Source organism: Rhizobacter sp. OV335 (genome assembly GCF_900142965.1).
Taxonomy (GTDB): domain Bacteria; phylum Pseudomonadota; class Gammaproteobacteria; order Burkholderiales; family Burkholderiaceae_C; genus Rhizobacter.
Map to the genome: position 1 here is coordinate 102,600 of NZ_FRCQ01000003.1, position 23,036 is coordinate 125,635.

The window sequence follows — 23,036 nt, forward strand, 5'->3', positions numbered from 1 at the left end:
TCGGCACTCCTTGTCGTGGGACCCTTCACACTCTCGCCCTCACCCGACCGACCCTCCACGAATGTTCAGCTTCTTCAAGAAAAAGCCGGCCCCCGCCGATGCTGCGCCGCCGCCCGTCGGGGCGCCTGCTGCCGCGCCGGCGCTCGCTGCCCCGCCGGTGGCCGTGCTGCCGGTCATCGTCCCGCCCGAACCCGAGCGCCGCAGTTGGGTCGACAAGCTGCGCGGCGGCCTGCGCAAGACCGGCTCCAGCATCGCGCAGGTTTTCACCGGCACGCAGATCGACGAGGCCTTGTATGAAGAACTCGAGTCCGCGCTGCTGATGGCGGATGCCGGCGTCAAGGCGACCGAGTTCCTGCTCGGCGACCTGCGCCGCCGCGTGAAGGAGTCCAAGGCCGGCGATCCCGCGCAGGTCAAGGTGCTGCTCGCCGCGGCAGTGGCCGACCTGCTGCGTCCGCTCGAGAAGCCACTGCGCGTCGGCGAGCACGCACCCACCGTGATGATGGTGGTCGGCGTCAACGGCGCCGGCAAGACCACCAGCATCGGCAAGCTGACGCGCCACCTGGCCGACAGCGGCCGCAAGGTGCTGCTGGCCGCGGCCGACACCTTCCGCGCCGCCGCGCGCGAGCAGCTCGCGGTGTGGGCCGAACGCGCCGACGTGCCGGCGCAGCAGGCCGGCTCGGTGGAGATCGTCTCGCAGGCCGATGGCGATCCGGCCGCGGTCAGCTTCGATGCGGTCGTTGCCGGCAAGGCGCGCGGCTGCGACGTCGTCATCGCCGACACCGCCGGCCGGTTGCCGACCCAGCTTCACCTGATGGAGGAGCTGAAGAAGATCAAGCGCGTGATCGCGAAGGCGCAGGGCGGCGCACCGCACGAGGTGCTGCTGGTGATCGACGGCAACACCGGGCAGAACGCGCTGGCCCAGGTGAAATCATTCGACGACGCGTTGGGCCTCACCGGCCTGATCGTCACCAAGCTCGACGGCACCGCGAAGGGCGGCATGCTGGCGGCGATCGCGCGCGAGCGGCCGATCCCGGTCTACTTCATCGGCGTCGGCGAGAAGCTCGAAGACCTGCAGACCTTCAGCGCGCGCGAGTTCGCGCAGGCGCTGCTGGATTGACTCGGCGTTGAATCAGCGGATGCGGGGCGAGTTGCCCGAGCGCGGGATGTTCGCGGGGGGGGCGGCCGGGGCCAGCGGTGCCGGCGCCGAATCGATGTCGTCGAACCACGTCGACGGCGGCGGTTCGCGCATCTCGAGCCCGTCGTCCTCGTCGGCCTGGTGGCGGCCGACCGGCTGGTAGCCGGCGGTCGTCGACGGTGCATGGGTCGACGGCGTGCTCTCGCTCGCCTTGTTGCCGATGATCGCGTTGCGTGCGCCGGTCGCGCTCGGCAGTGCATCCTCGCGCCACACGTGCAGCGGGATGCCGGCGGCTTCGAGCACGCGGTCCATCCGGTTGTGGCGCTGCGAGGTGCGCTCTTTCTCTTGCGCCTCGGGCGCGCGGATGTCGACCACCGCGATCACCTGCGAGCTGCTGTCGCAGACCACCAGATCGGCACACAGCAGCCCGACGCGGCGCAGCCACTCCGAATACGAATGCCGCGTCGGCACCTTGACGAAGCGCGCCAGCGGCACCTGGGCCAGGATGATGTGCTCCGGCAACCCGCCGCGCAGCGCCAGGTAGGCCTTGCGTTCGGCGGTGGTCAGGATGCGCGTGGCCTGCGGCTGCCACGACTGCAGCGTGTCCAGCGCCTCCAGCGAGCGCGGCTTGTTGCGCTTGGCGGCAGGCTTGGCGCTGCGGTTGTTCATCTTCCAGATCACCAGGCCGCCCACCAGCACCAGGGCGGCGATCAACAGCAATTCCATCTCGAGGTCCAGGTCCTTGTTGGGGGGCAGCGCGGACCTTAGCGGTCAGCGCGCGCGGGGTCAATCATTGTGCCGCCTGCGAGGCGGTTGCAGCGAGTTACCTGCCCACCGGTTCGGGGTGGGATGTGACAAGTCGTTCTCAGCGCGGGCCGCCCGGGCCGCCCAGGCCCTTCATGCCGCCCATGCGCTTCATCATCTTCATCAGGCCGCCGCCCTTCATCTTCTTCATCATTCCCTGCATCTGCTCGAACTGGTTCAGCAGCCGGTTGACCTCTTGCACCTGCACGCCGGCACCGGCGGCGATGCGGCGCTTGCGGGTGGCCTTCAGCAGCTCGGGCTTGCGGCGCTCCAGCGGCGTCATCGAGTTGATGATGCCTTCCATCCGACGCACGTCGCGCTCGGCGCGGTCCATGTCGGCCTGGCCCAGGTTGCCGGCCTTCGCGGTCATCTGGGTCGGCAGCTTGTCCATCAGGCCCGACAGCCCGCCCATCTTCTTCATCTGGCTGATCTGCGACAGGAAGTCGTTCAGGTCGAAGTTGTCGCCGGACTTCAGCTTCTCGGCCAGCTTCTGCGCCGCCGCCACATCGACGCCCTTCTGCACCTCCTCGACCAGCGCGACGATGTCGCCCATGCCCAGCACCCGGCCGGCATGGCGCTGCGCGTCGAACACCTCCAGCCCGTCGATCTTCTCGCTGACGCCGGCGAACTTGATCGGCGCGCCGGTCACCTGGCGCACCGACAGCGCCGCCCCGCCGCGCGAATCGCCGTCGGTCTTGGTCAGCACGATGCCGGTCAGCGGCAGCGCGTCCTTGAAGGCCTTCGCGACGTTGACCGCATCCTGGCCCTGCATCGCGTCGACGACGAACAGCGTCTCGACCGGCTTCAGCTCGGCGTGCAGTTCGCGGATCTCGTTCATCAGCTGCTCGTCGATCGCCAGGCGCCCGGCGGTGTCGACCAGCAGCACGTCGAAGTAGTGGCGCTTCGCGTGGTCGAGCGCGGCGCGCGCGATGTCCAATGGCTTGTCGTTCGCGCTCGACGGGAACCATTCGGCGCCGGCCTGCTTCGTCACCACCTTCAGCTGCTCGATCGCGGCCGGCCGGTAGACGTCGGCCGAGACGGTCAGCACCTTCTTCTTGCGCTTCTCGATCAGGTGCTTGGCCAGCTTGGCGGTGGTGGTGGTCTTGCCGGCGCCCTGCAGGCCGGCCATCAGGATCACCGCCGGCGGCTGGGCCGCGAGGTTGATGTCGGAGACGCCGTCGCCCATCGTCGCCGCCAGCTCGCGGTTGACGATGCCGACCAGCGCCTGGCCGGGCGACAGCGAGCCGACCACCTCGGCGCCGAGCGCCTTCTCCTTCACGCGGGCGATGAAGTCGCGCACCACCGGCAGCGCCACGTCGGCCTCGAGCAGCGCCATGCGCACCTCGCGCAGCATGTCCGTCACGTTGCTGTCGGTGATGCGGGCCTGGCCGCGCATCGTCTTGACGAGCCGGCTCAGGCGATCGGTGAGGGTGGAGGCCATGGGGCGAAGCGGGCGCGAAGGACGCGGCCCGCGAAAGTACACTGTGGACCATGAGTTTATCGCCCAGGGTTGCAACGCATTGAGCACGCCGTCGACATGGATGCTGTGGGTGCCCAGTGCCGCCGCCCTGCTGGCCTACGCCGCGGCGGTACTGCTGGGCGAGCGCCGCACCGAGCCCGCAGCCGCTGACGCCCGGGACAGCGCCGCGCCGCGCCGCGCGCTGATCGCCGGCTGGATCGCGCATGCACTGGCCATCGTGGTCGACATGGCCGGTATCGGCAGCCCGATCTCCGGCGCGCGCTTCGGCTTCGCGCCGGCGCTGTCCGCCACGCTGTGGCTGGTGATCGCGGTCTATGCGGTCGAGAGCCGCTGGGTGCCGCTGCCCGGTGTGCGCCGATGGCTCGGCCTGCTGGGCGCCGCCGCGGTCGTGCTGGCAGCCATCTTCCCGGGCGAGTTCCGCCCGCAGGCGGTGTCCGCCTGGGCGCCGCTGCACTGGGCGCTGGGCATCGCGTCGTACGGGCTGTTCGGCGCTGCTGTGCTGCACGCGGTGATGCTCGACACCGCCGAGCGCCGCATGCGCTCCAACCTGCGCGCCGCCTCCCGCAGCGGCATGCCGCTGCTGCAGCTCGAGCGCCTGACCTTCCAGTTCGTCACCGCCGGTTTCGCGCTGCTGTCGGCCACGCTGCTGCTCGGCTGGTGGTTCACCAATCCGTGGCGCTGGGACCACAAGGCGACGCTGTCGGTGCTCGGCTGGATCGTGTTCGCCGGGCTGCTGATCGGCCGCCAGGTGCTCGGCTGGCGCGGCCGGCATGCGATCCGCTGGCTGTATGCCGGCGCGCTGCTGCTGCTGTTGGCCTACGTCGGATCGCGCTTCGTGTTCGAGGTCGTGCTGCACCGCACGGCCACCTGAGGTCCGCATGGGAAAGTTCATCGTTCTGTTGGTGGTGGTGTTCCTGATCGTCTGGCTGGTGCGCGGCGGGCGCCCCGGCCGCTCGGTGCCGGGCCCGACGACGCCACCGACGCCGCCTGCCAACACCGCGAACTCCGACAACCCCGCTGCCCCGCCCGACACCATCGTGGCCTGCGCGCACTGCGGGCTGCACCTGCCGAAGGCCGACGCGTTGCCGGGCCGCGGCGGCGTGTTCTGCGGCGAAGCCCACCGCGCCGAGTTCGAGCGCGCACAGGCGCCGCGATGAGCAGCGCGCCGCCCAAGCCCGAGCGCCGCCGCACCGACCGCCGCTCGACCGTGCGCGCAACCACCCGCCCCAGCCAGGAATCCTGGTTCGGTGCGCTCGGCGAGGACAGCCAGTCCCGCGAGGGCTGGGCCGAGGAGGAGTCGCGCTACGACGGCAACTGGCAGGCCGCGCAGGCGGCGCAGGCCGACAGCAACTTCCTCACGCGCCAGGCGCGGCGCCTGATCGGCTCCGGCCAGACGGCCTTCCAGCGCATCTACGGCGCCTTCATCAGCGCGCGCGCCGCGCTCGGCGTCGCGCTGGTCGCGACGCTGGTGGTCGCGGCGATCTTCGGCGTGAGGCCGGCGTGGCCGGTGGTCGCCGTCAGCGTCGCGTATGCGGCGCTCGCGCTGTCGATGTGGGTGCTGCCGCGCTACCGCCGCACGGCCGCGCCGCGCCAGCTCGCGCGGCTGCGCAGCCCGCAATGGATCTCGACGATCGGCGTCGACATCGTCTGCTTCGGTGCGCTGCACTGGATGTCGCCGGCCTCCGGCCTGAACTACGTCGCGCTGCTGGTGCTGCCGGTGCTGATGGCCGGCGTGCTGACGCCGCGCCTGATGGCGCTCGCGACCGCGTCGGTGGTCACGCTCGCGCTGCTGGGGGTCGCGTGGTTGTCGGTGCTGGCCGGCGGGGTCGACGTCACCGCGCTGATGACGCAGGCCGGGCTGGCCGGCAGCGGCTTCTTCGTCATCACGCTGCTGGCCGGCGAGCTGGCCGGGCGGCTGGCGCGCGAGGAACTCACCGCGCGCGGCAGCCTGGAGCTGGCCCGCCAGCAGGCGCAGCTGAACCGGCTGGTGATCGAGGAGATGCAGGAGGGCGTGCTGGTGGTCGACCGGCGCGGCCGCGTGCGCACCGCCAACCCGGCCGCGCGCGCGCTGCTGGCGCCGAGCGGCGTGTCGCGCGAGGCGCCGTTCCAGCTGCAGGGCGTCGAGGCGTGGACCGCGCTCGTCAAGTCGGTCGAGCGCGCGTTCGCCGAATCGACCTGGCCCGAGGGCGGGCGCGACGTGCTGCTCGATTTCGACTCCGCGCCGCCGCGCACGCTGCGGGTGCGGGTGCGCTTCACGCGGCGCCAGGCGCCCGACCCGAGCGAGGAACTGTGCGTGCTGTTCATCGAGGACGTGCGCAGCATGCAGGCGCGCACCCGCCAGGAGAAGCTCGCCGCGATGGGCCGCGTGTCGGCCGGCATCGCGCACGAGATCCGCAACCCGCTGGCCGCGATCTCGCAGGCCAACGCCTTGCTTTCTGAAGACGTCACCACGCCGGGCCAGCGCCAGCTGACGCAGATGGTCACCGAGAACGTCAGCCGCCTGAAGCGCATCGTCGACGACGTGATGGAGGTCGCGCCGGGCGAGGTGCAGGACGGTGGCCCGATCGATGCGACCGCGCTGGTCGCCGCCGTCTGCAGCGAATGGGCGCGCACCGCGGGCATGCCGATCGGCGGCGACAGCCTGCTGCGGGTGCGGCTGCCCGAGGAAGCGCTCGGCGTCGTCTTCGACCCGGAGCACCTGCGCCGCGTGATGGTCAACCTGCTCGACAACGCCAAGCGCCACGCGCAGCAGACGCCCGGCGGCGTGCGGCTGACGCTGTCGGCGCGCGACGAGGTGCACGTGGTGCTGAGCGTCACCAGCAACGGCGAGCCGATCCCGCCGGAGGTCGAACGCTACCTGTTCGAGCCTTTCTTCTCCACACGCAGCCGCGGCACCGGCCTGGGCTTGTATATTTGCCGGGAACTGTGCGAACGCTACGGCGCGCGCATCGATTACCGGCTGCGCGCCGCCAGCGAGCCGAACCGCAACGAATTCTTTGTCGCGATGCGGCGCAAACCGCTGGCGGGCATCGAAGCGCCCGAGAACCGACTGCACCTCACATCATGAGTTCGCCTTCCCACTTCAGCCTGCTGGTCGTCGACGACGAACCGGACCTGCGCACGTTGTACGAGCTGACGCTGTTGCGCGAGGGCTATGACGTCGAGACGGCAGGCACCGTCGACGACGCCCTGCTGCACCTGAAGGACCGCACGTACAGCGCCGTCATCACCGACATGCGGCTGCCCGACGGCACCGGCCTCGACCTGCTGCGCCGGCTCGAAGAAGGCAACCGGCGCGAGAAGGCAATCGTCATCACCGCCTACGGCTCGGCCGAGAACGCGGTCGAGGCGCTGAAGGCCGGCGCCTACGATTACCTGACCAAGCCGGTCGACCTGAAGCAGTTCCGCGCGGTCGTCGCGTCGGCGCTCGGGCGCAGCGCGGCCACGGTGCCGACGATGGTGCCGTCCAGCCTGCCGTCCGAGAACGGCGCGCCGGCGGCCTCTGCCGGCACCCCCGGCGCGTCCGTCGCTGCGGCCCGGCCGGCCGCACTGGCACCGGCCGCGCCGCCGGCCTACGCCGGCCCGGTCAGCCAGGCGCTCACCCGCATGGCCGGCCAGTCGCAGGCCATGCAGCAGGTGCGCCAGCTGATCGACAAGGTGGCGCGCAGCATGGCCCCGGTGCTGGTGAACGGCGAGTCCGGCACCGGCAAGGAACTGGTGGCGCGTGCGATCCACGAGATCAGCCCGCGCACCGGGCAACCCTTCGTGCCGGTCAACTGCAGTGCCATTCCCGAGCAGTTGCTCGAGGCCGAGTTCTTCGGCTACCGCAAGGGCGCGTTCACCGGCGCGGCCGAAGACCGCGAGGGCTTCTTCCAGGCCGCCAACGGCGGCACGCTGTTCCTCGACGAGATCGGCGACCTGCCGCTCGCGATGCAGAGCAAGCTGCTGCGCGCGATCCAGGAGCGCTCGGTGCGACCTGTCGGCGCGGTCGTCGAGCAGCCGGTCAACGTGCGGCTGCTCAGCGCGACCCACAAAGATCTGGGCGCCGAAGTGCAGGCCGGCAAGTTCCGCCAGGACTTGTATTACCGCCTCAACGTGATCCAGATCCGCGTGCCGCCGCTGCGCGAGCGCCTCGAGGACCTGCCATTGATCTGCGACCGCGTGCTCGACCGCATCGCGCGCGATGCCGGCGTGTCGCCCGCGCCGCGCCTGACGCGCGACGCGATGGTGCAGCTCAGCCGCTACAGCTTCCCCGGCAACGTGCGCGAGCTCGAGAACCTGCTGCACCGCGCGGTCGCGCTGACGGTGGGCGACGTGATCGACGTTGCCGACCTGGGCGTCTCCGAGCTGGTGTTCAGCGACAGCGAGTCGTCGGAGTTCGATGCCACGCCGGTGGTGTCGGCCAAGCCGTCGGCCGGCAGTGCGCCGGCCGCCGCCGAGGCGGCACGCGCGCCGGTCGTGCCGGTGCAGGCGCCGCTGCCGAGCGACCTCGCGGCCTACCTCGACGACATCGAGCGCGACGTGCTCGAACGTGCGCTCGAGCGCTACCGCTACAACCGCACCGCGGCCGGCGCGAGCCTCGGGCTCTCGCTGCGCCAGATGCGCTACCGGATGGCCCGCCTGGGCGTCAACGTCGGCGGCACCGACGACCCGGTCGATGTCGAACGCAGCGAACCGACCTGAGCCGCCGCTGCTGATCGAGGCCGACGGCTGGTGCAGCGGCGCCCGCCGCTGTGCCTGCCCGAACTTCGGGCCGCGGCCGGCCGGCTGCGCGGTCGAGCTGGCCGTCATCCATTCGATCAGCCTGCCGCCCGGCGAGTACGGCGGCGATGACATCGAGCGCCTGTTCGCGAACCGGCTCGACTGGGACGCGCATCCCTATTTCCAGCAGATCCGCGGGCTGCAGGTCTCGTCGCACTTCGTCGTGCGGCGCGACGGCGAGCTGCTGCAGTTCGTCTCGTGCAACGAGCGCGCATGGCATGCCGGCCGCTCGGCCTGGCGCGGTCGCGAGGGCTGCAACGATTTCTCGGTCGGCGTCGAGCTCGAAGGGCTGGAGGGCGAGCGCTTCGAGGACGCGCAGTACGCGCGGCTGCTGCCGCTGCTGCGCGCGATCGCGCGGCGCTATCCGCTGCAGGGCGTGGCCGGGCACGAGCATGTCGCGCCCGGCCGCAAGATCGATCCGGGCCCGGGCTTCGACTGGCCGCGTGTCACCGACGGGCTGCGTTGGCACGGTCGGTATTTTCCCGAGGGCCTGCGCGCGCCGCGTTGATCGCTGCGCGCCGATGCACGGGTTCGGGCATCGCGGCAAGCCAGTTTCCATCGGCGTCGCGGGCGCAAATCGGGCGGAGCGCAAGGCTGCTGGCGGATGCACCGATGCAGGTGCAGCGTTGGTGGGTGCCGAGGCCGCGCGATGCACTTTCACGATGCGTCGCGGGGCATCGCCGGAGCATCCCCCTTGTTTGTCGGGACGCTACAGCTAGTGCTTGAAGCCTGCCGGACCCCCAGATATAGTGTCCCTCGTGGTATCCTCTTGTCTCAGCAGCTTCAGACCCGTGCCCGTCCTCGCCATCTGGAATCCAGGGGCCTGCGCAGCGGGCGGCATCGACGGAAAACACGTCGGGCATCCGGGTCGCGCATGTTGGCAAGCCGTTCCACAGCCTCAACCATCGCGCTCGTCCTTCGTTCTTCATCGTTCCTCTCATGCGTCACCGGCGACTCAGCGCCGTGGGCGCGCCGCAGTCATTGGCTGCGGGGTGGTCGGCGTGAACATCGGGCATTGAATCCATACCGCGTCGACAGACCACAAGAAGGGGTATCCATGCAAGCAGTCAGCAACGTCACTCCCAACGCCGCCTCCACGTCCACCAGCACGCCGCGCAGCGGCACCGGCCCCGCGGCTTCCGCGTCGGCCTACCAGGGCTACCAGATCATCCGCCGCAACGGCGCGGTGGTGTCCTTCGAACCCAACAAGATCGCCGTCGCGCTGATGAAGGCCTTCCTGGCCGTGCACGGCACGCAGGGCGCGGCCTCGGCCAGCGTGCGCGAGACCGTCGATGGCCTGACCGAATCGGTCGTGCGTGCGCTGCTGCGCTCGCGCCCGGGCGGCGGCACCTTCCACATCGAAGACGTGCAGGACCACGTCGAGCTCGGCCTGATGCGCGGCGGCCACCACGAAGTGGCGCGTGCCTACGTGCTGTACCGCGAGCGCCGTTCGCAAGAGCGTTCGAAGCAGGGCCCGGTGGCCGCCACCGCCGCCGAGCCGGTGCTGACGGTGATCGACCGCGGCCAGCGCGTGCCGCTCGACTTCGCACGCCTGCAGGTGCTGATCGAATCGGCCTGTGCCGACCTGGGCGCCGACGTGAAGCCCGACCCGATCCTGGCCGAGACGCGCCGCAACCTGTATGACGGCGTGCCGATCGACGAAGTGCACAAGGCCGCGATCCTGGCCGCGCGCACGCTGATCGAGAAGGACCCCGGCTACACGCGCGCCACCGCGCGGCTGCTGCTGCACACGATCCGCAAGGAAATCCTCGGCGAAGAAGTGCTGCAGGGCGAGATGCCGGCGCGCTACGCCGACTACTTCCCCGGCTTCATCAAGAAGGGCGTGCAAGCCGAGCGGCTGGACGAGAAGCTGCTGCAGTACGACCTGGCCCGCCTGGGCGCGGCGCTGAAGGCCGAGCGCGACCTGCAGTTCGACTACCTCGGCCTGCAGACGCTGTACGACCGCTACTTCCTGCACATCAACGAAGTGCGCATCGAGATGCCGCAGGCGTTCTACATGCGCGTCGCGATGGGCCTGGCACTGAACGAGATCGACCGCGAAGCGCGCGCGATCGAGTTCTACGAAGTGCTGTCCAGCTTCGACTTCATGAGCTCCACGCCGACGCTGTTCAACGCCGGCACGCAGCGCTCGCAGCTGTCGAGCTGCTACCTGACGACCGTCGCCGACGACCTCGAAGGCATCTACGAGGCGCTGAAGGAGAACGCGCTGCTGTCGAAGTTCGCCGGCGGCCTGGGCAACGACTGGACCAACGTGCGCGCGCTCGGCTCGCACATCAAGGGCACCAACGGCAAGAGCCAGGGCGTCGTGCCGTTCCTGAAGGTGGTCAACGACACCGCGGTCGCGGTGAACCAGGGCGGCAAGCGCAAGGGCGCCGTCTGCGCCTACCTGGAAACCTGGCACCTCGACATCGAGGAGTTCCTGGAGCTGCGCAAGAACACCGGCGACGACCGCCGCCGCACCCACGACATGAACACCGCGAACTGGATTCCGGACCTGTTCATGCGCCGCGTGATGGAAGGCGCCGACTGGACGCTGTTCTCGCCGTCCAACTGCCCCGACCTGCACGACAAGTTCGGCAAGGCCTTCGAGGAAGCCTACACGCGCTACGAAGACAAGGCTGCGCGCGGCGAGATCAAGCTGTTCAAGAAGATCCCCGCCAAGGACCTGTGGCGCCGCATGCTCTCGATGCTGTTCGAGACCGGCCACCCGTGGATCACCTTCAAGGACGCCTGCAACGTTCGCTCGCCGCAGCAGCACGTCGGCGTCGTGCACTCGAGCAACCTGTGCACCGAGATCACGCTGAACACCAGCGAGACCGAGATCGCCGTCTGCAACCTGGGGTCGGTGAACCTGGTGCACCACCTGAAGCAGGTCGACGGCGTGGTGCAGATCGACCACGCGAAGCTGAAGAAGACCGTCTCGACCGCGATGCGCATGCTCGACAACGTGATCGACATCAACTACTACGCGGTCAAGAAGGCGCGTGACTCCAACCTGCGCCACCGCCCGGTCGGGCTGGGGATCATGGGCTTCCAGGACGCGCTGTACGAACTGCGCACGCCGTACGCCTCCGACGACGCGGTGTCCTTCGCCGACCGTTCGATGGAAGCCGTCTGCTACTACGCCTATTGGGCCTCGACCGAGTTGGCAGCCGAGCGCGGCCGCTACTCCAGCTACCGCGGCTCGCTGTGGGACAAGGGCATTCTTCCGATCGACTCGCTCGACCTGCTGGCCGAAGCGCGCGGCGGGTATGTCGACGTCGACCGCAGCACGACGCTGGACTGGCCGGCGCTGCGCGGGCGCATCGCCGAGCACGGCATGCGCAACTCCAACTGCGTGGCGATCGCGCCGACCGCGACCATCTCGAACATCATCGGCGTCAGCGCGTCGATCGAGCCGTCGTTCGGCAACCTGTCGGTGAAGTCCAACCTGTCGGGCGAGTTCACGATCGTCAACGAGTACCTGGTGCGCGACCTGAAGAAGCTCGGCCTGTGGGACGACGTGATGGTGATGGACCTGAAGCACTTCGACGGTTCGCTGCGCCGAATCGACCGCGTGCCGGCCGACCTGAAGGCGCTGTACGCGACGGCCTTCGAGGTCGAGACGCAGTGGCTGGTCGAGGCCGCCGCGCGCCGCCAGAAGTGGATCGACCAGGCGCAGTCGCTGAACATCTACATGGCCGGCGCATCGGGCAAGAAGCTCGACGAAACCTACAAGCTCGCGTGGACGCGCGGCCTGAAGACGACCTACTACCTGCGCACCGTCGGCGCCACGCACGCCGAGAAATCGACGGTGAAGGCGGGGCAGATGAACTCGGTGTCGAGCGGTGATGGATCGTCGTCGATGGGCGCGGCGCCGGTCGCTGCGGTGCAGGCCCACAGCGTGATGGCTGCGGCCGTTGCGCCGGTGATCTCGGCATCGCAAGAGCCTGCGACCGACATCAAGTTCTGCGCGATCGACGACCCGACGTGTGAGGCCTGCCAGTGATGCGTTGAACTCGCGCGTGCTTATCGAGATTGATCATCGAAGCACGCGCGTTTTTTCGATGCGACACAGCAACAGCGAAGTGCTCGCGATGTCAATAAGTGCTTGGTGTTTCAACACAACACTCTCATAATTCAACGCGTCAAGGAAGTCCACCATGTTGGTTTGGGAAGAAGACCTTAAACCCTCGATCTCTCACAAAGCGAGTCCCGCGCAGAGCCTGCCCTCTCAAGCGCGTGCAGTCGCTCCGTCTCCGGACTTCGATGCTGCGATCGCAGCACCTGCCTCCCTCTTGAACGACACCTCCTCCAGCATTTCCAGCACGACGACTCCCGCTGCCGCGCAGCGCGTGAAGGCCGCCGACAAGCGCATCATCAACGGCCGCACCGACGTCAACCAGCTGGTGCCGTTCAAGTACAAGTGGGCGTGGGAGAAGTACCTCGCGACCTGCGCGAACCACTGGATGCCGCAGGAAGTGAACATGTCGCGCGACATCGCGACCTGGAAGGACCCGAACGGCCTGACCGACGACGAGCGCCGCATCATCAAGCGCAACCTCGGCTTCTTCGTCACCGCCGATTCGCTGGCCGCCAACAACATCGTGCTGGGCACCTACCGCCACATCACGGCGCCCGAATGCCGCCAGTTCCTGCTGCGCCAGGCCTTCGAGGAAGCGATCCACACGCACGCCTATCAGTACATCGTCGAGTCGCTCGGGCTCGACGAGAGCGAGATCTTCAACGCCTACAACGAGGTGAAGTCGATCCGCGACAAGGACGAGTTCCTGATCCCGTTCATCAACGCGATCATGGACCCGAACTTCAACACCGGGACACCCGAGAACGACCAGACGCTGCTGAAGTCGCTGATCGTGTTCGCGTGCCTGATGGAAGGCATGTTCTTCTACGTCGGCTTCACGCAGATCCTTGCGCTCGGCCGCCAGAACAAGATGACCGGCGCGGCAGAGCAGTACCAATACATCCTGCGCGACGAGTCGATGCACTGCAACTTCGGCATCGACCTGATCAACCAGATCAAGCTCGAGAATCCGCACCTCTGGACGGCGGAGTTCAAGGCCGAGATCAAGGCCTTGTTCATGACGGCCGTCGAGCTCGAGTACCGCTACGCCGAGGACACCATGCCGCGTGGCGTGCTGGGCCTCAATGCATCGATGTTCAAGGGTTACCTGCGCTACATCGCCAACCGGCGTGCAACGCAGATTGGTTTGGAAGAGCTCTTCCCGAACGAGGAAAACCCGTTCCCGTGGATGAGCGAAATGATCGACCTGAAAAAGGAGCGCAATTTCTTCGAGACGCGCGTCATCGAGTACCAATCCGGTGGCGCCCTCTCGTGGGACTGACGCTTCGCTGACTGCATCAAACGATCAGCAACAGGTCATGGACGAGATCAAGATTCGCAAGCCGTCAAGAGATCACCGTCAAGCAAGCGGTGGCCAACGGTTTGCAACCCCATTCACCGTACCGGGGCGTCCCTCCTGGGCGACTTCGGACAGTGAATAACTGCCTCGCATCGGCATCCCGCCGGCGCAGGGCAGTGCTCTTTCAACTTGATCAAGGAGAAATGTAATGGCAACTGCAAAGAAGGCTCCGGCCAAGAAGGCGGCAGCGAAGAAGGCTCCGGCAAAGAAGGTCGCGGCGAAGAAGGCCCCGGCGAAGAAGGCCGCAGCGAAGAAGGCTCCGGCCAAGAAGGTCGCGGCCAAGAAGGTCGTCGCCAAGAAGGCGCCGGCGAAGAAGGCGGCAGCCAAGAAGGCTCCGGCGAAGAAGGTTGCAGCGAAGAAGGTCGCGGCGAAGAAGGCTCCGGCGAAGAAGGCCGCAGCCAAGAAGGCGCCGGCGAAGAAGGCTGCTGCCAAGAAGGCGCCTGCCAAGAAGGCCGCTGCGAAGAAGGCGCCTGCCAAGAAGGCTGCCCCTGCGAAGAAGGCCGCGAAGCCTGCTGCGAAGCCCGCTGCAAAGAAGGCTGCGAAGAAGCCTGCAGCGAAGAAGGCGGCACCCGCGGCGCCTGCTGCGCCTGCTGCTGCGAAGCCTGCGGCTGCTCCTGCAGCCAAGACCGCACTCAGCCCCGCTGCTGCGTGGCCTTTCCCGACGGGCAACAAGCCCTGAGGCCGGAAGGCATTCAGACAAAACCCGGCCTCGGCCGGGTTTTTTTATGGCCGTTACATCGGCTGCGTATCAGCGAAGCCGTTCGGGGGCAACGCGGGAGCGCCATCGCCGCCTGACGAATGACCGCTCGCCATCGGCAGGTCGACGTCGAGCTGCGATTGCATCACCGCCTGCAGGTCGCTGCGTTTTTGCTGCAGCACGGCCATCTGCTTGTGCAACTGCTCGATCTGCTTGCGGGCCTGCTGCGCATGCAGCCCGGCGACGTGCCGCGCCTTCTCCATCTTGTCGACCCGCTGCTGCAGGATCTTCAGGCGGCGGCCGTACCACCAATGGCAGGCGCCCCACGTCACCGCGCACAACGCGAGTGTCATGAAGGCCAATATGAGTGACTGGAAAGCCTGCATCGTGTTCCCTTTGCCGGCTCTTTCTGAACGACGAGCCGATCAACCCAACGAAGGTATCAACATTTGTCTGACGCAGGGCGTGAAGATATCCCGGAAACCCCGATAGGTCACCCCCTCGCTTCCGGGAACTTCCGCTTCACACCCCCAGCAGCGTGCGATCGATCACATGGTTCTGGCCGCCGCGGCTGGCGATCTTCAACGCGCCGATCCGGTTGCCGAGTTCGACGCAGCGCTCGAGCGTCCAGCCGCGCTCCAGGCCGTACAGCAACGCGGCGCGGAAGGCATCGCCACAGCCGGTCGGGTCGAGCACCTCGCTCGCCGGCACGCCGGGCACCAGCGTGCGCACGCCTTGCTGCCACAGCTCGCAGCCTTCGGCCCCCAGTGTCACGACGACGCCCTTCAGGTGCGAGCGCGACATCGCCTCGATGCTCAGCCCGGTGCGCTCCGACAGCATCCGCGCCTCGTAGTCGTTGACGGTGACCCAGCTCGCCTGCGCGACGAAGCGGCTCAGCTCGGCACCGTCGAACATCGGCAGGCCCTGGCCCGGATCGAAGATGAACGGGATCTGCGCATCGGCCAGCTGCTGCGCGTGCTGCAGCATCGCGTCGCGGCCATCGGGCGCGACGATCGCGATGCGCACGCCGCGGTCGGTCGGCACCGTGGTCGTGTGCGCCGCCTGCATCGCGCCGGGGTGGAAGGCGGTGATCTGGTTGTTGTCGGTGTCGGTGATGATGATGGCCTGCGCGGTGTAGCTGTCAGGCACGTTGCGAACGAACTCGGTGCTCGCGCCCCACGACGCGATGCGCGCGCGGTACTCCTCGTCGTCGGCGCCGACCGTGGCCATCACCAGCGGTTCGCCGCCCAGCTTGGCCAGCGTGTACGCGATGTTGCCGGCGCAGCCGCCGAACTCGCGGCGCAGCGTCGGCACCAGGAAGGACACGTTCAGGATGTGCACCTGCTCCGGCAGGATCTGCTGCGCGAAGCGGCCGGGGAACATCGTGATGGTGTCGAAGGCGAGGGATCCGCAGATGAGGGCTGACATGGAAGCTCCAGGAAAGAAGGGACGCCGGAGACGCGGTGCGCGCGTGCCCAGGCTCAGGGGTAGAAGATCTCGACGGTGTAGCCGCTGACACGGCGCCCGTCGGTGGCCAGCAGCAGCTGCAGGCTGCTCTCGGCACCGGCCGCGACGACCGGCGTCGCGACATGGAAATCCGACGGCGCGAGCGCGCGCCGTGCGACCAGCTGGCCGCTCGGGTCGCTCAGGCTCAGGTCGATCGACGGCATCGCGAGCGCGAGCGCGCTGCGGTTGCGCAGCACCACCGACAGCTTGTAGGCCGCGCCGCCATTGGCCGGCGCCAGCGCGCTGCTCTCGACGACGAGGTCATCGATGCGGCGCGGCGCACCGATCTCGCAATGCCATTGCTGGCAGGCCATCGCGAGCCAGGGCTTCGTCTCGGGCCACTGCGCGGCGACGGTGTCGCGGAAATGCAGCGCCGCCTGCCCGGCCAGGCCCGCCAGCAGCGCGAGTGTCAGCAGCGACAGCAGGCCACGCACCCACGGGCTGCGCCAGCGTTCGCGCTGGCGGGCCTCGCGCACGAAGCCGGGGGCCGCCGGCCGGGGCGGCGACGGCCGCGCGGCAGGCTTCGACGATGGCTTGGTCGACTTCGCGGCCGGCTTGGCCGTCGGCTTGGACTTGCGCGGCGGTGCCGGCGGCGGCGCACCGCCGTGCACCTCGCTCTCCAGCAGGTCCATGTTGAACTGCGCGTCCGAGAAATCGACGCGGTCGCGTTGCGCCACGCCTTGGGCCGGCGTCTGCGCGACGTCTTGCTGTTCGGGGTGGAAGAAGCGCGAGTGGATGCGGTCGTCTTCGCTCAGCTGGAAGATGTCGTCATCGTCCGGCGGCTCGGGCAGCGGCTGGAACGATGGCGTGGCCGGGGCGGCGGCGACCGGTATCGGTGCGCTCGGTGGCGGGGTCGGGGGGCGCCATTCGGGCGGCGCATCGCGTTCGAGGTCGAACAGGCCTTCGAGCGCATTGAAGACCTCGTCGCAGCGCCCGCAGCGGACCCAGCCTTCGGAGACCTTGAGCTGGTCCTGGACGACCCGGAAGACGGTACCGCAGGCAGTGCAACGAGTGGCCAGGCTCATGGCGAAATCATGCCATGGCCTTCTTCCGCGCCGTCATCAGGATCCAGCCTTCTTCCTGGTCGCTGACGTCCAGCGTGCACCAGGGCGCATAAGCCGCCTTCAGTTCGTCGGCCTGGCGCTCGAGGATGCCGGCCAGCACCAGGTCGCCGCCGGCCGCCACATGGCCGCACAGCAGCGGGGCCAGCAGCTTCAGCGGCGACGCGAGGATGTTCGCCAGCACCAGCGGGTACTCGCCGTGGGCCGCGTCGGGCAGGCCGGCGTCCAGCGTGACGCCGTTGGCGCTCGCATTGGCGCGGGTGGAGTCGACGGCGGCCGGGTCGATGTCGACCGCGTCGATGCCGCGCCCACCGTGCAGCGCCGCGCCGATCGCGAGGATGCCGGAACCGCAGCCGTAGTCGAGCACGCGCTGCCAGCCGGCCGCGCGCGCCGGCGCCTGCGTCGCGATCCAGCGCAGGCACATGCGCGTCGTCGGGTGCGTGCCGGTGCCGAACGCGAGGCCGGGGTCGAGCCGGATCACGGTGCGCGCCTGCGCCGGCGGCTCGTGCCAGGTCGGCACGATCCAGAAGGTGTCGGTGACCGGCACCGGTGCGAACTGCGATTGCGTCAGCCGCACCCAGTCCTGCTCCTCGACCTTCTGCAGCGCCTGCAGCTGAACGCCGGTCGCCCAGTCCTGCGCGAGCAGCAGCGCGCCCGCCTCGGTGGCGGTGTCTTCCTCGGCGAACAGCGCCTTCACGACCGAGCGTTGCCAGCCGCCGCGCGGCGCCGGCATGCCCGGTTCGCCGAACAGCGCGTGCTCGGCGTCGGTGTCGGCATCGGCGTCCTCGACCGACACGGACAGCGCCTGCAGCTCGTCCATCAGCGCATCGGACACCGGCTCGACCAGGTCCTCGGGCACCAGCAGCAACAGCTCGTACATCAGGGTCAGGGCCTCAGCGCTTGTGCTGGCTCATCCAGCCTTCGAGGTAGTGGATGCTGGTGCCGCCCTCGACGAACTTCGCATCCACCATCAGCTCGCGGTGCAGCGGGATGTTGGTCAGGATGCCCTCGACCACCGTCTCCGACAGCGCGATGCGCATGCGGGCCAGCGCCTGGTCGCGGGTGTCGCCGTGCGTGATGATCTTGCCGATCATCGAGTCGTAGTTCGGCGGCACGAAGTAGTTGGCATACACATGCGAGTCGACGCGCACGCCCGGTCCGCCCGGCGCGTGCCAGGTCGTGATGCGGCCCGGCGACGGCGTGAACTTGTACGGGTCCTCGGCGTTGACGCGGCATTCGATCGCATGCCCGCGCATCTGGATCTGGCGTTGCTGGAACGGCAGCTTCTCGCCGGCCGCGACGCGGATCTGCATCTGCACGATGTCGATGCCGGTCACCAGCTCCGTCACCGGGTGCTCCACCTGCACGCGGGTGTTCATCTCGATGAAATAGAACTCGCCGTTCTCGTACAGGAACTCGAAGGTGCCGGCGCCGCGGTAGCCGATGCGCTTGCAGGCGGCGGCGCAGCGGTCGCCGATCTTCTCGATCACGCGGCGCGGGATGCCCGGCGCCGGCGCCTCTTCGATGATCTTCTGGTGGCGGCGCTGCATCGAGCAGTCGCGCTCGCCCAGCCAGACGGCATTCTTGTGCTCGTCGGCCAGCACCTGGATCTCGATGTGGCGCGGGTTCTCGAGGAACTTCTCCATGTAGACCGCCGGGTTGCCGAAGGCCGCACCGGCCTCGGCGCGCGTCGTCTGCACCGCGTGGATCAGCGCGGCCTCGGTGTGCACGACGCGCATGCCGCGCCCGCCGCCGCCGCCGGCCGCCTTGATGATGACCGGGTAGCCGACCGCGCGGCCGATCTTGATGATCTCCTTCGGGTCGTCGGGCAGCGCGCCTTCGGAGCCGGGCACGCAGGGCACGCCGGCCTTGATCATCGACTGCTTGGCCGACACCTTGTCGCCCATCGTGCGGATGGCATCGGGGGTCGGGCCGATGAAGACGAACCCGCTCTGCTCGACGCGTTCGGCGAAATCGGCGTTCTCCGACAGGAAGCCGTAGCCGGGGTGGATGGCCTCGGCGTCGGTCACCTCGGCGGTCGAGATGATGGCCGGCATGTTGAGGTAGCTCAGCGCCGATGCCGCCGGGCCGATGCACACCGCTTCATCGGCCAGCTTGACGTACTTGGCGTCGCGGTCAGCCTCGGAGTAGACGACGACCGACTTGATGCCCATCTCGCGGCACGCACGCTGAATCCGCAGGGCGATCTCGCCGCGGTTCGCGATCAGGATCTTCTTGAACATGCGGAGCGCCTTATTCGATGATGAACAAGGGCTGGCCGAACTCGACCGGCTGGCCGTTGGCGCACAGGATCTTCGTGACGGTGCCGGACTTGTCGGCCTCGATCTCGTTCATGATCTTCATCGCCTCGATGATGCAGATCGGCTCGCCTTCCTTGATGGTGCTGCCGACCTCGACGAAGGGCTTGGCGCCCGGGCTGGCGGCGCCGTAGAAGGTGCCGACCATCGGCGACTTGACGGTGTGGCCGGCCGGCGCGGCGGGGGCCTCGGCCGGGGCGGCTGCCGCGGCGGCCGCCGGTGCGGCAGCCACCGGGGCCAGCACCGGTGCCGCGTAGGCCACCGGGCCTGCCGCGACGAGGTTCGGGTCGGCCTTGACGATCCGCACCTTGCCGTCCGCCTCGGTGATCTCCAGCTCGGAGATGTTCGACTCGGAGACGAGATCGATCAGGGTCTTCAGTTTGCGCAGGTCCATGGGTTCTCCAACTTCTGTCGTCTTTGTTGTCGGGCTTGTTGCCGGTCTCGGGCGCCACCGGCCCGGGTCGGGCCGTCGGCGCCGTGGGGTCAGGCCGTCCGCTGGGGAGGGCGCTTCACGTCACGCTGCAGCACGTGGCGCAGGGCGCAGGCATAGCCGTCCGCGCCCAGGCCGACGATCACGCCGTCGGCCAGGTCCGAGAAATAGGAATGGTGGCGGAAGGCTTCGCGCCGGTGCACGTTCGACAGGTGCACCTCGATGAACGGGATCGCGACGCCGGCCAGCGCATCGCGCAGCGCGATGCTGGTGTGCGTGAACGCGCCCGGGTTGATCAGGATGAACTGCGTGCCGTCGAGCCGCGCGGCCTGCACGCGGTCGATCAGCGCGCCTTCATGGTTGCTCTGGAAGCTGACCAGCGTCGAACCGGCCTTGGACGCGATCTCGGCGAGATCGGTATCGATCTGCGCCAAAGTCGTCGCGCCATAGACCTCCGGCTCGCGTGTGCCGAGCAGGTTCAGGTTCGGGCCGTGCAGGACCAGGATGTGCATGAAGCGCGGATCGGGCACCTGGAGCAGGCGGCCCGGAATTTTGCGAAGGCTGAACTTTACGCGCTTTAGGGGCCGAAGACTGCAATATAGAAAAATCTCGGCCGAAGGGCCCCGCTCGGCCGGTCAAGCGAGCTGTCGGACCCAGCCGGCCAGGTCCTGCTCGCCGATGCTGCCCAGTTTGCGCGCGATGATGCGCCCATCGCGGCCGAAGACGGCACTGAATGGCAGGCCGCCACGTTCGTTGCCGAGCGAGCGGGCCAGGTCGACGCCGGTCAGGCCGGCCAGGCCGATCGGGAACGTGACCGGCACGTTCTTCAGGAACTCGCGCACCGGGGTCGGGCTGTCGACGGCCAAGCCGACCACGCGCCAGCCGGCCGGCTGGTGGGTGCGCTGGAAGGCATCGAGCAGCGGCATCTCCTTCACGCAAGGCGCGCACCAGGTGGCCCAGAAGTTCAGCAGCAGCGGCTGGCCGCGCAGCCCGGCCAGCGGCAGCGAGCCGCCCTCGGGGCGGTCGAACTGGAGATCCCACAGCGCGCGTTCGGCTTCGGGCAGCGCCGTGCGGCGCTCACGCCACCAGCCGAAGCCGGCGCCCGCGGCCAGCGCGACGGCACCCACCCCGATCGTCAGTGCCTTCCGGCGGTTCATGCCGACGCCTCGTCCGAGGCCAGCAAGCGACGCAGCCCGGCCAGGTCGCCGCGCTCGCTGCGGCCGCGGCTGTCGGGTTTCAACGCACCGCGCAGGTCGTCGTGGTCCAGGATGGTCAGGTGCACGGTCACTTCCTCGCCGAGCGCGGCGCTCGGGCTGCTGACGGTCAGCACGTCGATCGGATCGCCGCGCGGGCCGTCGAGGCTGCCGACGTCATAGGACACGCGGCGGTCGATCAGCGCGAGCTCGGCTTCCTTCGAGTCGTCGCAGAACAGCTCCAGCCGCACGCTGTTGAGCCGCGTCGCGGTGCCGCGCCACACGGCGCCGTACAGGTGCGGGCGGAATTCCTGCAGCCGCTCCATCCACAGCAGCGCCACCTCGCGCAGCGCGCGCAGCTCGGCGGGCTGGGTGTCGGCGCAGAACAGCGCGAGGTAGGCCCGGACCTCGTCCTCGACCTGGTCGTTGTCGGGCAGGTCGACCTGGCGCGTGCTGCGCTTGCCGAGGTCGCGCGCGGCACGGCGCTTGGCCGGGCCGTATTCCATGCCCTCCTCGACGATCAGTCGCGCGGCGGCGCTGGCGAGTTCGGTGGCGAGGTCGGAAGGCATCGCGGGATTCTAGGAGGCATCCGGGCTACGGGAGTTCGACTGCCCCCATGCGAGACACGACCGTCCCCGCCCGCCCGACCACGTACGCCGACCCCGGCCGCTTCTCGAAGCGCTTCGGCGCCGGCAGCATCACCGCCAGGCGTGCCGCCTGGAGCGGCGCGAGCCTTGCCGCGTCGACCCGGAAGTAGTGCCGCGCGGCGGCCTGCGCGCCGAACACGCCTTCGCCCCACTCGACGTTGTTCAGGTAGATCTCGAGGATGCGCTGCTTCGACAGCAGCCCCTCCAGCATGAACGTGATGACGAACTCCTGCGCCTTGCGCGGCAGGCTGCGTTCGCTGCCGAGGAACAGGTTCTTCGCGAGCTGCTGCGTGATCGTCGAGCCGCCGATGATCTTGGGCTCGGCACGGCGGGCCGGCGTGGCGTGTGCCTTCGGCGGGCGTTGCTCGAGGCGATCGTTGATCCGGTCGGCCCGCGCCTCGGCCCGCTGGTTCTTCTCCCAGGCCTTCTCGACCGCTTCCCATTCGACACCGCTGTGCTCGGTGAAGCCGGCGTCTTCCGACGCGATCACCGCCCGCTTCAGCGTGTCGGCGATGTGGTCGTACGGCTGCCACTCCTGGCTCCACGGCACCTGGTGCTGCTCGGTCAGCAGCCGCCAGGCCTCGGAGCGCTGGAAGGTCGTCGACTGCGGGTCGACGACCAGCATCAGCGCGACGCGCGCCAGGAAGTACAGCTGCAGCGCGAGCACCGACAGCACCGACAGCGCGATCAGCCGCGCGACCTGGCGGACCGCGTTCTTCATCGGCTGGCGGCGGACAGCCGCGCCTGCAGCTCGGCCAGCACCGGCGCGGTGTCGGGGCGCACGCCGCGCCAGACGAAGAAGGCCTCGCCGGCCTGCTCGACCAGCATGCCCAGGCCGTCGCGGCCGACCGCGCCATGTTGCGCGGCCCAGGCGACGAAGCCCTGCGCGGCCGGGCCGTACATCATGTCCAGCGCCAGCGAGCCGGCGCGCAGCACGCGCGGCGACACCGGAATGCCGGCGCCCTGCAGGCTGCTCGCGCTCGCGTTGACGATGACGTCGAAGGCCTCGCCGCAGTCGGCCAGGCCGGTGGCGCGCAATTCGACCCCGGCATGGCGCGCCGGCCCCGCATGGCGGGCCACCAGCGCCTGTGCCTTGTCGATGCTGCGGTTGGCCAGCACCAGCTGCGCCGGGCGCGCCGCCAGCAGCGGGCCGAGCGCACCGGCCGCGCCGCCACCGGCGCCGACCACCAGCACGCGCTGCCCGGCCAGCGCCCGGCCGGCATTGCGCTCGATGTCGCGCACCAGGCCGCAGCCGTCGGCGTTGTCGGCCAGCCAGTCGTTGCGTTCGTCGAAGCGCAGGATGTTGGCGGCCCCGGCCAGCGCCGCACGGTCGGTGCGCCGCGCGGCCAGCGCGAACGCATCGAACTTGAACGGCACGGTGACGTTGCAGCCGCGCCCGCCCTCGTCGGCGAAGCGGCGCACGGTGCCGGCGAAGCCGTCGAGCGGGCACAGCAGCCGGTCGTAGTGCAGCGCCTGGCCGGTCTGCTCGGCGAAGCGGGCGTGGATGAACGGCGACTGGCTGTGCTCGACCGGATTGCCGGCGACGACGTAACGGTCCAT

At 69.1% G+C, this 23,036-nt stretch carries 22 protein-coding genes; 9 read left to right on the forward strand and 13 right to left on the reverse strand.

Translation table 11 applies throughout. From position 1 onward, the window contains the following. Positions 1 to 61: 61 nt before the first annotated feature. Positions 62 to 1,117, forward strand: coding sequence for a signal recognition particle-docking protein FtsY (gene ftsY / locus BUE42_RS04115; RefSeq protein ID WP_073462979.1), 1,056 nt, complete (start codon positions 62 to 64; stop codon positions 1,115 to 1,117). 12 nt (positions 1,118 to 1,129) lie between these two features. On the opposite strand, the gene BUE42_RS04120 is transcribed toward ftsY, so the two are convergent. Both BUE42_RS04120 and ffh read right to left on the reverse strand, forming a co-directional pair. Further along, positions 1,130 to 1,861, reverse strand: a complete 732-nt coding sequence (locus BUE42_RS04120) for a DUF2726 domain-containing protein (RefSeq protein ID WP_073462981.1) — start codon at positions 1,859 to 1,861, stop codon at positions 1,130 to 1,132. Positions 1,862 to 2,000: 139 nt separating this feature from the next. After that, entirely contained in the window at positions 2,001 to 3,380 is a 1,380-nt protein-coding gene (gene ffh, locus BUE42_RS04125) for a signal recognition particle protein (protein ID WP_073462982.1), read from the reverse strand. A gap of 100 nt (positions 3,381 to 3,480) precedes the next feature. Between ffh and BUE42_RS04130 the strand changes: the two genes are divergently transcribed. The 8 genes from BUE42_RS04130 (at position 3,481) to BUE42_RS04165 (ending at position 14,303) form a co-directional block, all read left to right on the forward strand. Next, on the forward strand, positions 3,481 to 4,290 hold the full coding sequence (locus BUE42_RS04130; RefSeq protein ID WP_073462985.1) for a cytochrome C assembly family protein: 810 nt from the start codon (positions 3,481 to 3,483) through the stop codon (positions 4,288 to 4,290). A 7-nt stretch (positions 4,291 to 4,297) separates the two neighbouring features. Further along, positions 4,298 to 4,576 carry a PP0621 family protein gene (locus tag BUE42_RS04135; protein WP_073462987.1) on the forward strand — a complete coding sequence of 93 codons (279 nt, stop codon included), beginning with the start codon at positions 4,298 to 4,300 and terminating at the stop codon, positions 4,574 to 4,576. Next, complete coding sequence (locus tag BUE42_RS04140) at positions 4,573 to 6,486, forward strand: sensor histidine kinase (RefSeq protein WP_073462989.1); 1,914 nt, start codon at positions 4,573 to 4,575, stop codon at positions 6,484 to 6,486. Before BUE42_RS04135 ends, BUE42_RS04140 begins: the two co-directional genes overlap by 4 nt. Continuing rightward, positions 6,483 to 8,102, forward strand: coding sequence for a sigma-54-dependent transcriptional regulator (locus tag BUE42_RS04145; protein ID WP_073462991.1), 1,620 nt, complete (start codon positions 6,483 to 6,485; stop codon positions 8,100 to 8,102). The genes BUE42_RS04140 and BUE42_RS04145 overlap by 4 nt, the downstream gene beginning before the upstream one ends. Then, positions 8,077 to 8,688: a 1,6-anhydro-N-acetylmuramyl-L-alanine amidase AmpD gene (gene ampD, locus BUE42_RS04150; protein WP_073462993.1), complete on the forward strand. Its 612-nt coding sequence runs from the start codon at positions 8,077 to 8,079 to the stop codon at positions 8,686 to 8,688. The genes BUE42_RS04145 and ampD overlap by 26 nt, the downstream gene beginning before the upstream one ends. Positions 8,689 to 9,237: 549 nt before the next feature. Continuing rightward, the gene (locus tag BUE42_RS04155) at positions 9,238 to 12,189 is read left to right on the forward strand and encodes a ribonucleoside-diphosphate reductase subunit alpha (protein ID WP_073462995.1); all 2,952 of its coding nucleotides are present in this window, start codon (positions 9,238 to 9,240) and stop codon (positions 12,187 to 12,189) included. Positions 12,190 to 12,343: 154 nt separating this feature from the next. Further along, positions 12,344 to 13,546 (forward strand): ribonucleotide-diphosphate reductase subunit beta, encoded by a 1,203-nt coding sequence (locus tag BUE42_RS04160; protein WP_073462997.1) that lies wholly within the window; start codon positions 12,344 to 12,346, stop codon positions 13,544 to 13,546. 226 nt (positions 13,547 to 13,772) lie between these two features. Next, positions 13,773 to 14,303: a histone H1-like DNA-binding protein gene (locus BUE42_RS04165; protein WP_056806204.1), complete on the forward strand. Its 531-nt coding sequence runs from the start codon at positions 13,773 to 13,775 to the stop codon at positions 14,301 to 14,303. Positions 14,304 to 14,356: 53 nt separating this feature from the next. On the opposite strand, the gene BUE42_RS04170 is transcribed toward BUE42_RS04165, so the two are convergent. From BUE42_RS04170 to aroE, 11 genes are all read right to left on the reverse strand, one after another. Then, entirely contained in the window at positions 14,357 to 14,674 is a 318-nt protein-coding gene (locus BUE42_RS04170) for a prefoldin domain-containing protein (protein ID WP_143171288.1), read from the reverse strand. 169 nt (positions 14,675 to 14,843) lie between these two features. Continuing rightward, complete coding sequence (locus BUE42_RS04175) at positions 14,844 to 15,749, reverse strand: carbohydrate kinase family protein (RefSeq protein WP_073463001.1); 906 nt, start codon at positions 15,747 to 15,749, stop codon at positions 14,844 to 14,846. A gap of 53 nt (positions 15,750 to 15,802) precedes the next feature. Next, positions 15,803 to 16,852: a zinc-ribbon and DUF3426 domain-containing protein gene (locus tag BUE42_RS33620; protein WP_073463003.1), complete on the reverse strand. Its 1,050-nt coding sequence runs from the start codon at positions 16,850 to 16,852 to the stop codon at positions 15,803 to 15,805. 7 nt (positions 16,853 to 16,859) lie between these two features. Beyond that, on the reverse strand, positions 16,860 to 17,768 hold the full coding sequence (gene prmA, locus BUE42_RS04185; RefSeq protein WP_073463005.1) for a 50S ribosomal protein L11 methyltransferase: 909 nt from the start codon (positions 17,766 to 17,768) through the stop codon (positions 16,860 to 16,862). A gap of 13 nt (positions 17,769 to 17,781) precedes the next feature. Further along, positions 17,782 to 19,131 carry an acetyl-CoA carboxylase biotin carboxylase subunit gene (gene accC / locus BUE42_RS04190; RefSeq protein WP_073463007.1) on the reverse strand — a complete coding sequence of 450 codons (1,350 nt, stop codon included), beginning with the start codon at positions 19,129 to 19,131 and terminating at the stop codon, positions 17,782 to 17,784. Positions 19,132 to 19,141: 10 nt separating this feature from the next. Next, a complete protein-coding gene (gene accB / locus BUE42_RS04195; protein WP_073463009.1) occupies positions 19,142 to 19,600 on the reverse strand; it encodes an acetyl-CoA carboxylase biotin carboxyl carrier protein in 459 nt (152 codons plus the stop codon). Between the two features lie 89 nt (positions 19,601 to 19,689). Then, on the reverse strand, positions 19,690 to 20,148 hold the full coding sequence (gene aroQ, locus BUE42_RS04200) for a type II 3-dehydroquinate dehydratase (protein WP_073463397.1): 459 nt from the start codon (positions 20,146 to 20,148) through the stop codon (positions 19,690 to 19,692). 123 nt (positions 20,149 to 20,271) lie between these two features. Beyond that, entirely contained in the window at positions 20,272 to 20,793 is a 522-nt protein-coding gene (locus BUE42_RS04205) for a TlpA family protein disulfide reductase (protein WP_073463011.1), read from the reverse strand. After that, positions 20,790 to 21,398, reverse strand: a complete 609-nt coding sequence (locus BUE42_RS04210) for a hypothetical protein (RefSeq protein ID WP_073463013.1) — start codon at positions 21,396 to 21,398, stop codon at positions 20,790 to 20,792. The genes BUE42_RS04205 and BUE42_RS04210 overlap by 4 nt, the downstream gene beginning before the upstream one ends. A 25-nt stretch (positions 21,399 to 21,423) precedes the next feature. Further along, positions 21,424 to 22,197 carry a transglycosylase domain-containing protein gene (locus tag BUE42_RS04215; protein WP_073463015.1) on the reverse strand — a complete coding sequence of 258 codons (774 nt, stop codon included), beginning with the start codon at positions 22,195 to 22,197 and terminating at the stop codon, positions 21,424 to 21,426. After that, positions 22,194 to 23,036 (reverse strand): shikimate dehydrogenase, encoded by an 843-nt coding sequence (aroE, locus tag BUE42_RS04220; protein ID WP_073463017.1) that lies wholly within the window; start codon positions 23,034 to 23,036, stop codon positions 22,194 to 22,196. The genes BUE42_RS04215 and aroE overlap by 4 nt, the downstream gene beginning before the upstream one ends.

What these genes read in the sequence shown, in the direction of transcription:
- ftsY (WP_073462979.1), top strand. Translation starts at nt 62, where the DNA reads ATGTTCAGCTTCTTCAAGAAAAAGCCGGCCCCCGCCGATGCTGCGCCG.
- BUE42_RS04120 (WP_073462981.1), bottom strand. Translation starts at nt 1,861, where the DNA reads ATGGAATTGCTGTTGATCGCCGCCCTGGTGCTGGTGGGCGGCCTGGTG.
- ffh (WP_073462982.1), bottom strand. Translation starts at nt 3,380, where the DNA reads ATGGCCTCCACCCTCACCGATCGCCTGAGCCGGCTCGTCAAGACGATG.
- BUE42_RS04130 (WP_073462985.1), top strand. Translation starts at nt 3,481, where the DNA reads ATGCTGTGGGTGCCCAGTGCCGCCGCCCTGCTGGCCTACGCCGCGGCG.
- BUE42_RS04135 (WP_073462987.1), top strand. Translation starts at nt 4,298, where the DNA reads ATGGGAAAGTTCATCGTTCTGTTGGTGGTGGTGTTCCTGATCGTCTGG.
- BUE42_RS04140 (WP_073462989.1), top strand. Translation starts at nt 4,573, where the DNA reads ATGAGCAGCGCGCCGCCCAAGCCCGAGCGCCGCCGCACCGACCGCCGC.
- BUE42_RS04145 (WP_073462991.1), top strand. Translation starts at nt 6,483, where the DNA reads ATGAGTTCGCCTTCCCACTTCAGCCTGCTGGTCGTCGACGACGAACCG.
- ampD (WP_073462993.1), top strand. Translation starts at nt 8,077, where the DNA reads ATGTCGAACGCAGCGAACCGACCTGAGCCGCCGCTGCTGATCGAGGCC.
- BUE42_RS04155 (WP_073462995.1), top strand. Translation starts at nt 9,238, where the DNA reads ATGCAAGCAGTCAGCAACGTCACTCCCAACGCCGCCTCCACGTCCACC.
- BUE42_RS04160 (WP_073462997.1), top strand. Translation starts at nt 12,344, where the DNA reads ATGTTGGTTTGGGAAGAAGACCTTAAACCCTCGATCTCTCACAAAGCG.
- BUE42_RS04165 (WP_056806204.1), top strand. Translation starts at nt 13,773, where the DNA reads ATGGCAACTGCAAAGAAGGCTCCGGCCAAGAAGGCGGCAGCGAAGAAG.
- BUE42_RS04170 (WP_143171288.1), bottom strand. Translation starts at nt 14,674, where the DNA reads ATGACACTCGCGTTGTGCGCGGTGACGTGGGGCGCCTGCCATTGGTGG.
- BUE42_RS04175 (WP_073463001.1), bottom strand. Translation starts at nt 15,749, where the DNA reads ATGTCAGCCCTCATCTGCGGATCCCTCGCCTTCGACACCATCACGATG.
- BUE42_RS33620 (WP_073463003.1), bottom strand. Translation starts at nt 16,852, where the DNA reads ATGAGCCTGGCCACTCGTTGCACTGCCTGCGGTACCGTCTTCCGGGTC.
- prmA (WP_073463005.1), bottom strand. Translation starts at nt 17,768, where the DNA reads ATGTACGAGCTGTTGCTGCTGGTGCCCGAGGACCTGGTCGAGCCGGTG.
- accC (WP_073463007.1), bottom strand. Translation starts at nt 19,131, where the DNA reads ATGTTCAAGAAGATCCTGATCGCGAACCGCGGCGAGATCGCCCTGCGG.
- accB (WP_073463009.1), bottom strand. Translation starts at nt 19,600, where the DNA reads ATGGACCTGCGCAAACTGAAGACCCTGATCGATCTCGTCTCCGAGTCG.
- aroQ (WP_073463397.1), bottom strand. Translation starts at nt 20,148, where the DNA reads ATGCACATCCTGGTCCTGCACGGCCCGAACCTGAACCTGCTCGGCACA.
- BUE42_RS04205 (WP_073463011.1), bottom strand. Translation starts at nt 20,793, where the DNA reads ATGAACCGCCGGAAGGCACTGACGATCGGGGTGGGTGCCGTCGCGCTG.
- BUE42_RS04210 (WP_073463013.1), bottom strand. Translation starts at nt 21,398, where the DNA reads ATGCCTTCCGACCTCGCCACCGAACTCGCCAGCGCCGCCGCGCGACTG.
- BUE42_RS04215 (WP_073463015.1), bottom strand. Translation starts at nt 22,197, where the DNA reads ATGAAGAACGCGGTCCGCCAGGTCGCGCGGCTGATCGCGCTGTCGGTG.
- aroE (WP_073463017.1), bottom strand. Translation starts at nt 23,036, where the DNA reads ATGGACCGTTACGTCGTCGCCGGCAATCCGGTCGAGCACAGCCAGTCG.